This is a genomic window from Saccharothrix sp., assembly GCF_031180885.1.
Taxonomy (GTDB): domain Bacteria; phylum Actinomycetota; class Actinomycetes; order Mycobacteriales; family Pseudonocardiaceae; genus Actinosynnema.
Genome location: NZ_JAPSLK010000008.1, coordinates 1 through 12,545, shown reverse-complemented (window position 1 = coordinate 12,545; position 12,545 = coordinate 1). Strand labels below are relative to the sequence as shown.

Below are 12,545 nucleotides of genomic sequence, written 5' to 3'. Positions count from 1 at the left end.
TGACCCCGGCGCGCGACCGACCCGGCACGCAGCGACCCGGCGCGCGACCGACCCGGCGCGCGACCGACCCGGCGCGCGACCGACCCGGTGCGCGACCGACCCGGCGCGCACCGACCCCGCACCTCGTTGACCAGCGGTCTAAGTTATGCGCCATGACCCGACCTGCTGGACTGCGGGAACGCAAGAAGCTGGCCACCCGCACCGCCCTCGCCGACGCCGCGCTCCGCCTGTGCCTGGAGCGCGGCGTCGACGGTGTGACCGTCGAGCAGGTGGCCCACGAGGCCGGGGTCTCGCTGCGCACGTTCTTCAACTACTTCTCGTCGAAGGAGGAAGCGGTGGTGGCCGGCGACGTCGCCACCGCCGAGGCCTTCGTGCGCGCCTTCGCCGACCGCCCGGAGGAGGAACCGGTCCTGGAGGCGTTGCGGCGGGCGCTGGTCGACATCCTCCCCGAGCACGTGGACCGGGCGAAGCTGGAGCAGTTGCGGCTGCTCAGGCGGACTCCGACGCTGCTGCCCGCCCAACTCGCGGCGTTCCACGCGCAGGAACGGGCGTTGGCGGGCGTGGTGGGGGAGCGGGTCGGGGTGGACCCGGCCGTCGACCTCTACCCGATGATGTTCGCGGCCACCGTGATGGCGTCGGTGCGCGTGGTCGTCACCCAGTGGTTGGACACGGGGGACCAGCGGCCGCTGGTCGACCTGGTGAACACCATGATCGACCAGTTGGCCGCCGGTTTCCGCCGCTAGTCCCAGGCGACCGGAAGGCTGTGCACGCCGAACACCAGCATGTCCGACCGCAGCGGCACCTCCGATGCCGGCAGGTCCAGGCGCAGCCCGGGGAGTCGGCGCAGCAGTTCGGTGAACCCGACCGCCATCTCGACCCGCGCCAACTGCTGCCCCAGGCACTGGTGGATGCCGTGCCCGAACGCCAGGTGGGACACCCGCCCCCGGCCCACGTCCAACTGGACGCGATCCCCGTACACGCGCGGGTCGCGGTTGGCCACCGGCACGTTGATGATCACCGTCTCGTCGGCCGGCACCCGCACCCCGGCGATCTCGGCCTCCTCCAGCGTCGTCCGCACCGGACCGAGGTGGACGATCGCGAGGTAGCGCAGCAGTTCCTCCACCGCGCCGTCGATCAGGGACGGGTCGTTGCGAAGCTTCTCCAGCTCCTCCGGGTGCTCCAGCAGGGCGAAAGTGCCCAGCGCCAGCATGTTCGCGGTCGTCTCGTGGCCGGCGATGAGCAACAGCAGGGAAATGCCCACCAGTTCGTCGTCGGTCAGGTCCGGCGCGGAGGTGATCAAGCCGGACAACAGGTCGTCGGTCGGCTCGGCGCGCTTCGACTGCACCAACCCCCGCATGAAGGCACGCAGTTCGTCCGACGCCTGCACGACCTTCTCCGGCGGGGCGTTGAGGCTCAGCAGGGTCCCCGAGCGCTCCTGGAACTGCGCCCGGTCCTCGTAGGCGACCCCGAGCAGTTCGCAGATCACCAGGGACGGCACCGGAAGGGCGAACGCCTGCACCAGGTCCGCGCGCTTGCCGGACGCGAGCATGGCGTCCAGGTGCTCGGTGACGATCTCCTGGATGCGCGGGGTGAGTCGGCGCATCCGCCGCACGGTGAACTGGCCGGTGAGCAGCCGCCGGTAGCGGGTGTGCTCGGGGGCGTCCATGGTGATGAAGTTGCCCGCCCGGACCGCCGGGTCGGTCATCCGCGACCGCAGCGGCTCGGGCAGTTTGCGCAGGACGCGTTCGCTGCGGAAGCGGTCGGAGCTGAAGCGGGGGTCGGCCAGCACGGCGCGGGCCTCCTCGTGGCCGGTGACCAGCCACGCGGTGTCGCCGTCGCCCATGGTCACCTGGTGCACGGGGCCTTGGGCGCCCATGTCGGTGAGCCGGGTCGACGGGTCGAACGGGCATCCGGGGGCGCGTTCGGTGTACTCGGGCGGCAGGCGCAGGGCCAGGCGGTCCTGGCTGGGTCCACGGGACACGGTGGGGCTGGTCATCCGCGAGTCCTGTTCCCGACCCGGTGCGTGATCGGGTCGTTGCTCAGGGTGTTGGTAACCCACAGTACCGACGAACCTGCACGGCGTGCAGGTTTTTAGGCAGAGCTTCGTCGACTTACGAGCGTGCGGTGGCGGCTGTTGCGTCAGCGAAGCACCTCAGCGAGGATTGCCTCAATGGAAGTTGACACCAACCTTCGGGTGCGGGCCGCGCTGCACCACGCGTTGTCCGATCCGGTGCGACTGGGGATCGTGGACCTGCTCGCCGTGGGCGACCGGTCGCCCGGCGAGTTGGCGCACGCCTTCGACCTCACGTCCAACCTGCTCGCCCACCACCTGAAGGTGCTGCGCGACGTCGGCCTGGTGCACCGCGCCCGCTCGCACGCGGACGGGCGGCGCGCCTACGTCCGGCTCCTGCCCGCCCCGCTGGACCTCCTGCGCGTCACGCCGTCGGTCACCGCGCCCCGGGTGGTGTTCGTCTGCACCCGCAACGGGGCCCGCTCGCCGCTGGCCGCCGCCGTGTGGCGCACCCGCAGCACCATCCCGGCCACCAGCGCGGGCACCCACCCCGGGCCGGGGATCAACCCGCGCGCGCTCGCCGTCGCCCGCCGGCACGGCCTGCGCCTGGACCGGGAGACCACCGCGCACGTGCGGGACGTCGTCGAGGAAGACGACCTCGTGGTCGCGGTGTGCGACAAGGCCTATGAGGAGCTTGGCGGCGCGGTGCACTGGTCGGTCCCCGACCCGCACACCGAACAAGACCTGGAGGACGTCTTGGTGCAGCTCACCGAGCGCGTCGACCGGCTCGCGGCGATCGCGAGCGCCGCGTGACCGAGGTCGGCTTGGGCACCATCGCCCGCGAGTGGGGGCGGATCGGGTGCATCGGGTTCGGTGGGCCGCCCGCGCACATCTCGCTGCTGCGCGACCTGTGCGTGACGCGGCGGAAGTGGCTGGACGAAGCCGAGTTCGAGCACGGCATCGCGGCCACCAACCTGCTGCCCGGCCCCGCCTCGACCCAGTTGGCGATCCTGTGCGCGTGGAAGCTGCGCGGCACGGCCGGCGCGCTGGTGGGCGGGTTCTGCTTCATCGTGCCGGGGCTGATCGTGATCCTGGCGTTGGCCGCGTTGTTCCTGGCGGACAACCCGCCCGCCTGGGTCACGGGTGCGGCGGCCGGTGCGGGCGCGGCGGTGCCGGCGGTGGCGTTGCACGCGGCGTGGGGGTTGGTGCCCGGTAGTTGGAAGCGGGTGGTGGACAGGGCCGCGCGGCTGCGGTGGATCGCCTACCTGGTGGCCGGGTCGGTGGCGGCGGCGGTGACCGGGCCGTGGCTGGTGCTCGTGCTGCTGATCGCCGGACTGGTCGAGGTGTCCGTGCACGCGCCCTCGTCGCGGCGGTCGTGGCCGGTGGTGCTCGCGCTGCCCGCGACCGGCGGCGGGCTGCTCGGCGTCGCCTGGGTGGCGGCCAAGGTCGGTGCGCTGTCCTACGGCGGCGGGTTCGTGATCATCCCGCTGATGCAGCGCGACGCCGTCCACACCTACGGCTGGATGACCGACGCGCAGTTCCTCAACGCGGTGGCACTGGGCCAGATCACGCCCGGACCGGTGGTGCAGACCGTCGCCGTGGTCGGCTACGCCGCCGCCGGGCTGGTCGGCGGGCTGTTGGCGAGCGTGGTGGCGTTCGCGCCGTCGTTCCTGTTCGTGGTCTTCGGTGGACCGAAGCTGGAACGCCTGCGGGACAACAGGAAGGCGCAGGCGTTCCTGACCGGCGCGGGCTCGGCGGCGGTCGGCGCGATCGGCGGCTCGACCCTCCCGCTGGCCCTGTCGCTGCACCAGCCGTGGCAGTTCGCGGTGCTCGCGGGCGCGGTGGTGTGGTTGTTGCTGCTCAAGCGTGGCGTGGTGTCGGCGTTGCTGGTCGCGGGTGCGGTGGGCGCGCTGATCAGTTCGCTGTGACGGTGCCGTGGTAGAAGTACTGGCCCAGGCCCACGGTGAACATCAGCAGCCCGTACAACGAGTGTTCCACTGACACCACAAGCAGTGACCGGGTCTCGCGGTAGCGGGTGGCGAAGATCCAGCCGCCCGCCGCGGACAGCGCGACCGCGATCCAGTTGCCGAACGCGATGTGCGCGAACCCGAACGCCAGCGCGCCGGCCACCGCGGTCCCCGCCGGGCCGAACACCGGTTCGTAGCGGTGGAACAGGAACGCCCGGAACAGCAGTTCCTGCGGGTACACGCTGAGCAGCGGGTAGAGCACCACGATCGCCGCCCACAGCAGGGGTTGCTCGCGCGGCAGCACCAGCAGCGCGTCGGGCGTGAGCACCGCGACCGCCGCCGCGCAGCCCGCCGCGGTGAGCGTCCACAACATGAGCATCGGTCGCCATTGCCCCCGCAGGGCTTCCGGGCGCCAGAACGAGCGCCGGTCGAACCCGGTGCGCAGCAGGTGCCACACCACCGCCGCGCCCAGCACCAGCAGCACCGGGATCGGGCTCGTGCCGCGCCACAGCAGGGTGTAGGCGATCACCAGGCCGAAGAACACCACCGCGAACTCGCCGGCGAGGTAGAGCCGAGTTGCGGGTTTGAGCCGTACCGGAACGGACACGGGCGCAAACGCTACCGAGCCGCGGATAGCGCGCGGGTTAAAGGGAAGTGTCGGGCGTGTTCCGCATCGGAACGGAGCGGAAGGTGCATGTGCACCGTTAGCATTCGCCCCACCCCCGGTGACGCCGGGGCCGAAGGGGGACGGTGGGGATGACGACCGGGGAGGTCCCGGCCGCACAGCTCGTGGGCGAGGACGTGGAGGTCGTCGGCGCCCGGGTCACCGGTGTGCTCGACCTGACCGACGCGCCGCCGAGCACGTTGCGGTTCGTGCGGTGCACGTTCGACGAGGCGCCGGTGCTGCGCGAGGCGGCGGTGCGCGGGCTGGAGTTCCACGGCTGCGAGCTGCCGGGGCTGGACGCGCGGCGGCTGCGGTGCCGGGGTGACGTGGTGCTCGCGGGCACGGTGGTGCGCGGCGCGGTGGAGCTGGGCGACGCCGAGGTCGGCGGCGAGGTGTCGGTGGAGGACAGCCGGATCGGCGCGGTCCTGGCCCGGCGGCTGTCCGTGGGCGGCGACGTGCGCCTGGCGGGCGCGGCGCTGGGCGAGGTCGACGGCGTGTCGCTGGACCTGCGCGGTGCGCGTGTCGCCGGCGGGGTGCTGGGCGAGAACGAGGTCCGCATCGGTGTCACCGCCGAGGGCTCGCTGCTGCTGTCCGACGCCAAGGTGGGCGGGGCGCTGTGCCTGCGCCAGTCCCGGGTCGGCGTGGTGGACGCGGACCGGGTCCGGCTGGCCGGGGACGTGGACCTGACCGAGGCGTCCGCGCGGTCGTTGTCGTTGGTGGGCGGGTTCGTCGGGGGCTCGCTGGTGCTGGGCATGGCTTCGGCGGACAGCTTCGGGTTGGACCGCGCGCGGGTGGCCGGGCACGTGCACCTGGCGTTCGCGTTGGTGCGCTCGGCGGTGAGCCTCGTCGACGCCCGCATCGGCGGCGATCTGCGGGCGTCCTGCGCGGAGCTGCACGACCTGGTCGGCATGCGGGCGCGGGTGACCGGGGACGTCGACCTGGAGCAGTTGCGCGGTGCCGGTGCGGTGCGGCTGACCGGCTCCGAGGTCGGGGGCCAGGTCGACCTGTCCGGGGCGGAACTGGCCGGGGCGCTGGAGTTGAGCGGTCTGCGGGTCGGCGGGGAACTGCGGTTGGGGAGCCTCGCGGTCGAGGGCGCGGTCAGCCTGGCGGGCGTGGCCGTGCGCTGCCGGGTGGACCTGCGCGGGGCGCACCTGGGCGCCCGGCTGGACGCGTGCGGCCTGGTGACCTGCGAGTTGGACCTGGCCGTGGAGGGCCCGCCCCGGGGTCGGGTCGACCTGCGGGACGCGCGGTGCGCGACCTTGCTGGACAACGGGTTCCTGTGGAGCGCGCGCGGCGGTGTCGAGTTGACCGGGTTCGGCTACCGGCGGTTGGAGCCCCGCCTGGAGGACCGGGTGGCCGTGCAGCGCCGGTTGTTCCAGTTGCGGACGGCGGCGGTCCGGTTCACGCCGGACGCCTACGACCAGCTGGCCGCCGTGCTGCGCGCGGACGGGCGGGAGGCGGAGGCGGCGGCCGTTCTGGTGGAGAAGCAGCGGTTGCGGTACGCGGAGCGGGCGCGGTCGGCCGGGTGGGCGGGGCCGGCGGTGACGGCGTGGAGTTCCGTGGTGCGCGGGCTGACCGGGTACGGGTACCGGATGGGTCGGGGTGTGGCGACCCTGGTGGCGGTCGCGGCTCTGGTCGCCTTTCTGGTGCCTTAGTGGCCGCCGCAGCACTCGTGCGGGTCGCGGGATTCGATGGGGCGCAGGACGCCGCCGGCGGCCGGTTCGACCAGCAGGACCAGCCGGCCGTTGGTCAGCGTCGGGCGGAGGAAGCCTTGGGTGTCAACGAGGTCATCGGGTGACACGGCGGTGCCGACGCCCACGACCTCGTCGATGGCCGAGCCGGTGACGATCGCCTCGGCGGTGTGGACGCCGGTCAGGCTGTCCTGACCGGGGAATCGGATGCACCGGCCGTCCGGGGGCGGGCCCGCGGCCTCGACGACCCGGCCGCCCAGGACGGTTGTCGGGGCTTCGCCGGTGACCAGTGCGGTCAGGGCCAGGCGGGACACCACGGTGGTGCGGTCGACGTGGGTGAAAGCGCTTTCCACCGCCAGTGGGGCCAAGGCCGCCAGGAGGAGGGCGTCGGTGTGGGCGGCGCGGTGCCCGGGGTCGGTTTCGGGCACCGCGTGCAGCCAGCGGCTCATACGACGTCGATGAAGATCGGGTTGGCGTAGAACCACAGGTCGGTCCACGGGTCCGCGTCGCCCACCACGTCCATCACCGGGCCGCCGTCGCTGGTCAGCCGGTTGCCGTCCGAGCCGCGCAGGCGCAGGTAGAAGGCGTTCTCCACGTTCCGGAAGGTGTGCGTGAAGCGGATGGCGCCACGCGCGGTCCGGGCGACCTCGAAGGTCTTGAGGACTTCGGTGTGCGGCGCGGACAGGGTGTCGCGGTCGGCCACCGGGCCGGTGACCGGGCCGCCGATCAGGTCGACCTTGGCCAGGCGCGGGATCTCGCCGCCGAAGTTGGGCCGGCGCGCCAGGCGCACCTCGATCGTGACCTCGACATCGCGACCCCGCGTGACGAACGTCCGGCCGCCGGTGGTGACGCCCCGCCCGTCGAGGTCCGAGCGGACCCGCACGTCCACGCCGTCGACCAGGCGGCCGTGCACCGCCAGCACCTTGCCCGCCCGCAAGCCCCGCATGACGTCCACATAGGACCGCGAGCCGGCGCCGACCAGGGTGGAGCTGTAGACACCGGGCCAGTAGTCGCCGTAGACCTGCGGCTTGCCGGTGTCGACGGGTGCGCCGCGGGTGCCGGTGGAGTTGTGGTCACCGGTGCCGGGGGTGTGGGTGTCGAGGTGGTTCTGGTGGCTGTCGGACGTGGCGGTGACCCACCACGGCCGGCCCTCGGCCAGCAGCGAGTCCCACAGGCCGCCGACCTTGGCGGTCATCCAGTCGAAGCCGCCGTAGGTGCGGTACGGGTTCTCGGCGGCGGTCGGGGCGTAGCCGGGGAAGCTGTCCTGGTTGGGGGAGGCCTCGTAGAAGCCGCGCGCGCCGGCGCGGCCGGACTTCAGGCCCGCCGCCTGGTGGCCGGGCGCGCCCTCCATGCCCACCGCGACGCCGGGGGCCGCGTCCCGCCAGCCGCGGATCTCGTGCGGGCTGTCCACGCCGCGCCGGGCCGGGTGGTTGGCGAACATCAGGGCGATCTCGGTGCGGCCGGACAGCACCTGGGCCTCCAGGTAGCGCAGCGCCGCCAGCGCGTAGGGCTCGCCGTCGGCGCTGGTCGCGCGGGCGATCAGGCCCTTGCCGCTGCGGTCCACCGGGGCGGAGAGCACGCCGCCGTCGTAGGCGGCCTCGAACGCGCGCAGGATGTCCACAGCGGACCGGCCCGGCGGCAGGAACACGGTGGCGTGCTCGGCGCCCGGGATGTTCCACTCCAGGCCCTGGTAGACCAGGGTGCCCCGGTGCTCGGCGCGGGCCTTCTCGATGTCCGGCGCGACCAGGTCGACGGAGAACTTCTGGTGCGCCACGCCGCCGTGGTCGGTGATCACCACCCAGTCCAGGCCGTGCTCGCGGGCCTTGGCGACCTGCTGGGCGACCTCGTACTGGCCGTCGGGGGAGTACTTGGTGTGGATGTGGTGGTCGCCGCCGTACCAGCGGTCCCGCGAGCCCCACGGGTTGACCGGGCGGCGGGGCGCGTCCGGCTCGTGGGCGGCGGCGGTGCCGGCCGGCGCGGCGGTGCCGGCGACGGCGATGCCCAGGCCGGCGAGGAACCGGCGGCGGGCCACCGACAGCGGCCGGTCGTCCTCGCCGTCGCGCCAACTGCCCTCGACGGGCTCGTGGTGGTGGTCGTGGTCGTGTGACATGCGAAAACTCCCCCGTTCGCGGCCGGACGGCGCCCGCGCAGGAGTATTCGTCAGCGGGCGTCCCACCCGGCGGTGTGGAAGCGCGAACACCAGGTGAACACTTCCGCCTTCACGGGGTCTTTGCGTGTGGTGATGGTCGCGCTGAGCCGCTTTCGGGGGGCGAGCACACTGAGGGGCGTGGAAGGCAAACGCAAGCGCGGTGAGCTGCGGATCTACCTCGGGGCCGCGCCCGGCGTGGGCAAGACCTTCGCCATGCTCGGCGAGGCCCACCGACGCCGGGAGCGGGGCACCGACGTGGTCGTCGGGCTGGTCGAGACGCACGGCCGGGAGAAGACCGCGGAGCTGCTCGCGGGCTTGGAGGTCGTGCCGCGCCGGGGCCTGCACCACCGGGGCGCTGAGTTCACCGAGATGGACGTGGACGCCGTCCTGGCCCGCGCGCCCGAGGTGGCGGTGGTGGACGAACTCGCCCACACCAACGTCCCCGGTTCGCGCAACGCCAAGCGCTGGCAGGACGTCGAGGAACTGCTGGACGCGGGCATCGACGTGCTGTCCACGGTGAACGTGCAGCACCTGGAGTCGCTGAACGACGTCGTCGAGCGCATCACCGGGGTCCGCCAGCGGGAGACCGTGCCCGACGAGGTGGTCCGGCGGGCGGAGCAGGTCGAACTGGTCGACATCACCCCCGAGGCGCTGCGGCGGCGGCTCGCCCACGGCAACGTCTACGCGGCCCACAAGATCGACGCGGCGCTGGGCAACTACTTCCGGGTCGGCAACCTGACCGCGTTGCGCGAGCTGGCCCTGCTGTGGGTGGCCGACCAGGTCGACGTCGCGCTCCTGCGCTACCGCTCCGAGCAGCGCATCACCGACACGTGGGAGGCCAGGGAGCGGGTCGTCGTGTCGGTCAGCGGCGGTCCGGAGAGCGAGACCCTGATCCGGCGGGCGCGGCGGATCGCCGCCCGGGCGGGCGCGGAGCTGCTGGTCGTGCACGTCCTGCGCGGTGACGGGCTGACCGGGGTGTCGCCGGAGTCGCTGGCCCGGGCCCGGAAGGTGACCGACGACGTGGGCGCGACCTTCCACACCGTCGTGGGCGACGACGTCCCGACCGCGCTGCTGGAGTTCGCGCGCGGGGTCAACGCGACCCAGCTGGTGCTCGGGACGTCCCGGCGGGCGCGGCTGGCGCGGGTGTTCGACGAGGGCATCGGCGCGGCGGTGATCCAGGAGTCCGGGCCGATCGACGTGCACATGGTCACCCACGACGAGGCCCGGCGCGGTCCCCGCTGGCGGGTCGGCCGCAGCCCGCTGACCCGGGGCCGGGTGCTGCTGGGCTGGGCGCTGGCCGTGCTGCTGCCGTTCGCGGTCACCGGGGTGGGGGTGCTGTCCCGCGACGGGCTGACCTTCTCCACCGACCTGGTCGGGTTCTTCCTGGCCACGGTGGTGGTGGCGCTGGTCGGCGGCCTGGGCCCGGCGGTCGGCGCGGCACTGCTCGGCGCCGGCCTGCTCAACTTCTTCTTCACCCCGCCGTACTACAGCCTTGCCGTGGCCACGCCGGAGAACCTGGTCACGCTGGTGGCGATGCTGGTGGTGGCGGTGCTGGTGGCGCTGGTCGTGGACCGGGCCGCGCGGCTGGGCGAGCAGGGCGCGCGGGCGCGCACCGAGGCCGCGCTGCTCGCCTCCTACGCCCGGACCGTGCTGACCAGCCCGTTCCCGCTGGCCCGGCTGTTGGAGAAGGTGCGGGAGAACTTCGGGCTGGAGTCGGTGGCCCTGCTGGAGCGCCGGAACGGGGGGTGGGAGCGGGTGGCGTGCGTCGGACCGCGCCCGTGCGACGAGCCCGACGAGGCGGACGTGGACGTGCCGGTGACTCCGGACGTCCACCTGGCACTGCGCGGCCGGACCCTGCCCGCCGGCGACCAGCGCGCGCTGGAAGCCGCCGCCGGCCAGGCCCTGATGGCGTTGCGGCAACAACGGATGGCCGCCGAGACGGCCGACGCTCAACGCCGAGCCGAAACCACCGAACTCCGCACGGCTCTGTTGTCGGCCGTCGGCCACGACCTGCGCACGCCGTTGACGTCGATCAAGGCTTCGATCGGGAGCCTGCGGGCGCGAGACATCGAACTGTCCGAAGAGGACACCGCGGAGCTGTTGGAGGCCATCGAGGTCTCGGCGGACCGGCTGGCGGGGTTGGTGGACAACCTCTTGGACTCGTCGAGGTTGGCGACCGGGGCTGTTGCGCCGTTGATGCGGGCGGTGACGTTCGACGAGGTGGTGGCGCGGGCGTTGGCCGGCATCGACGACCGGCGGGCGGTGTCGGTCGACGTCTCCGAGGACCTGCCGGCGGTGCTCGCCGACTCCGGCCTGCTGGAACGCGTCGTCGCCAACGTCATCGACAACGCCCTGCGCCACGGCAGGCTCACCCCGCGCCGCGTGGTCGACGTGGACGGTGATGGGGCCATCAGCGCGGATGAACCGGAGATCGCCGTGCGGGCCAGCGCCCACGGCGACCGCGTCGAACTGCGGGTGGTCGACCACGGCCGGGGTCTGCCGAAGAACACGGCCGATGCGGTGTTCGCGCCGTTCCAGCGGTTGGGGGACCGGGACAACACGCCCGGCGTCGGGCTGGGTCTCAGTGTTGCCAAGGGTTTCGTGGACGCCATGGGCGGTTCGATCGCGGCGGAGGACACCCCGGGCGGCGGCCTGACGATCGTGATCTCGCTGCCCGTCGCGGAGGTGGCGGTCGCATGACCACAGTGCTGGTCGTGGACGACGACCCGGTCATCCTGCGTTCCTTACGCATCACCCTGGCGGCGCACGGGTTCGAGGTCCTGACAGCTCAGGACGGGTCGTCAGGGTTGGAGGTCTTCTCGTCCGGCGCACCCGATGTGGTGGTACTGGATCTTGGTTTGCCGGACCGGGACGGGGTGGCGGTCATCGGGGCGCTGCGGGAGCTGTCCACGGTGCCGATCGTGGTGCTGTCCGCGCGGGTGGATTCGGCGGACAAGGTGGCGGCGCTGGACGCGGGCGCCGACGACTACGTGACCAAGCCGTTCGGGGTGGACGAGTTCCTGGCGCGGGTGCGTGCCGCCGTGCGGCGAACCGGGCCCAGGTTGACCGGCGAACCTCCCGTGCGCACGGCGTCTTTCACCGTGGACCTGACCGCGAAACGCATCCACCGTCCCGACGGCGATGTCCACCTGACCCCCACGGAGTGGGCGCTCCTGGAGGTGTTGGTGCGGGCCGCCGGCAAGCCGGTGGCCGGCCGAGAGCTGTTGCGCCGGGTGTGGGGCGAGGGCCACGAGGACGCCGGCCACTACCTGCGCGTCTACCTGACCCAACTGCGCCGAAAGCTGGAACCCGAACCGTCCCGCCCGAGACACCTGCTCACCGACCCGGGCCGCGGCTACCGCTTCCAACCCTGAGCCGCCGCGTGTGACACCGGGCCGGTGGGCCGGTCGGAGTCGGCGGACCGACCCGGCGTGGACACGCGTGCACGTGGCCGGGCAGAAAGGGGAAGCACCCGACGCACCATGTGGTCGCACCGCGTTCGGCCGGGGTTCCGGGGTGTGTCCCAGCTCACTCTTCGGCGTGGTGCCACCAGGGCACTGGTCCGGCGTCGTCGAAGAAACCGCCGGTCGGTCCGTCGTCGGGCAGGGTCGCGAGGTGGATCGCGATGGCCGCCCCCTGTCGTGGCGTGCGGACGCCTCGGAAGCCGTTGAGGTCGGTGGCGGTGTAACCGGGGCAGGGTCATCCCCTCGCAAACCGGGCGAACGTGTCGTTGGCCGAGGTCAACGCCCTGACCGACCTGCCCCTGCCACGCCGGCCCGGACGGGACGGCAGCTATCGACGGCCCCGGCCCGTGGAGGAGGAACGCGCTTCGCGCTCTAGAACGTGCTTCGCGCTTGTAAGAAGGACGCGCTGGCGCGCTTTCAAGATCAAAAGCTTGAAAGATCAAAAGCGGCGCTCGCCGCGCGGCAGGCCCCCGGGGGTGGAAGGGCGTCGGTTCGTCCCCCGTACGGCCTGCCGGAGGCAACCACGCTTCGGTCCTTTCCGCAACCGGTAAAGCGTGGTTGCGGAAAGGACCGAAGCGTGGTTGGGCTGCGCCCAGGCC

At 72.9% G+C, this 12,545-nt stretch carries 10 protein-coding genes; 6 read left to right on the top strand and 4 right to left on the bottom strand.

The window, feature by feature from the left end; translation table 11 throughout:
* Positions 1-152: 152 nt before the first annotated feature.
* Entirely contained in the window at positions 153-743 is a 591-nt protein-coding gene (locus RIN75_RS12990; protein ID WP_309112129.1) for a TetR family transcriptional regulator, read from the top strand.
* Here RIN75_RS12990 and RIN75_RS12985 read toward each other — a convergent pair.
* Positions 740-1,996 carry a cytochrome P450 gene (locus tag RIN75_RS12985; RefSeq protein WP_309112128.1) on the bottom strand — a complete coding sequence of 419 codons (1,257 nt, stop codon included), beginning with the start codon at positions 1,994-1,996 and terminating at the stop codon, positions 740-742. The two genes, RIN75_RS12990 and RIN75_RS12985, sit on opposite strands and share 4 nt — an antisense overlap.
* Positions 1,997-2,170: 174 nt before the next feature.
* Here RIN75_RS12985 and RIN75_RS12980 point away from each other — a divergent pair, with 174 nt between their 5' ends.
* Both RIN75_RS12980 and chrA read left to right on the top strand, forming a co-directional pair.
* Complete coding sequence (locus RIN75_RS12980) at positions 2,171-2,824, top strand: helix-turn-helix domain-containing protein (protein ID WP_309112127.1); 654 nt, start codon at positions 2,171-2,173, stop codon at positions 2,822-2,824.
* A complete protein-coding gene (gene chrA, locus RIN75_RS12975; protein ID WP_309112126.1) occupies positions 2,821-3,939 on the top strand; it encodes a chromate efflux transporter in 1,119 nt (372 codons plus the stop codon). The genes RIN75_RS12980 and chrA overlap by 4 nt, the downstream gene beginning before the upstream one ends.
* On the opposite strand, the gene RIN75_RS12970 is transcribed toward chrA, so the two are convergent.
* Positions 3,926-4,585 carry a type II CAAX endopeptidase family protein gene (locus RIN75_RS12970; RefSeq protein WP_309112125.1) on the bottom strand — a complete coding sequence of 220 codons (660 nt, stop codon included), beginning with the start codon at positions 4,583-4,585 and terminating at the stop codon, positions 3,926-3,928. The two genes, chrA and RIN75_RS12970, sit on opposite strands and share 14 nt — an antisense overlap.
* 149 nt (positions 4,586-4,734) lie before the next feature.
* Between RIN75_RS12970 and RIN75_RS12965 the strand changes: the two genes are divergently transcribed.
* Positions 4,735-6,297, top strand: a complete 1,563-nt coding sequence (locus RIN75_RS12965) for a hypothetical protein (protein WP_309112124.1) — start codon at positions 4,735-4,737, stop codon at positions 6,295-6,297.
* Here RIN75_RS12965 and RIN75_RS12960 read toward each other — a convergent pair.
* Together RIN75_RS12960 and RIN75_RS12955 are read right to left on the bottom strand one after the other, a co-directional pair.
* Positions 6,294-6,782 (bottom strand): hypothetical protein, encoded by a 489-nt coding sequence (locus RIN75_RS12960; protein WP_309112123.1) that lies wholly within the window; start codon positions 6,780-6,782, stop codon positions 6,294-6,296. The genes RIN75_RS12965 and RIN75_RS12960 overlap by 4 nt on opposite strands.
* Entirely contained in the window at positions 6,779-8,443 is a 1,665-nt protein-coding gene (locus tag RIN75_RS12955; RefSeq protein ID WP_309112122.1) for a PHP domain-containing protein, read from the bottom strand. The genes RIN75_RS12960 and RIN75_RS12955 overlap by 4 nt, the downstream gene beginning before the upstream one ends.
* Before the next feature lie 177 nt (positions 8,444-8,620).
* On the opposite strand from RIN75_RS12955, the gene RIN75_RS12950 reads away from it, so the two are divergent.
* Together RIN75_RS12950 and RIN75_RS12945 are read left to right on the top strand one after the other, a co-directional pair.
* Positions 8,621-11,182 carry a sensor histidine kinase KdpD gene (locus RIN75_RS12950; RefSeq protein WP_309112121.1) on the top strand — a complete coding sequence of 854 codons (2,562 nt, stop codon included), beginning with the start codon at positions 8,621-8,623 and terminating at the stop codon, positions 11,180-11,182.
* Entirely contained in the window at positions 11,179-11,856 is a 678-nt protein-coding gene (locus RIN75_RS12945; protein ID WP_309112120.1) for a response regulator, read from the top strand. Before RIN75_RS12950 ends, RIN75_RS12945 begins: the two co-directional genes overlap by 4 nt.
* The last annotated feature ends 689 nt before the right edge of the window (positions 11,857-12,545 follow it).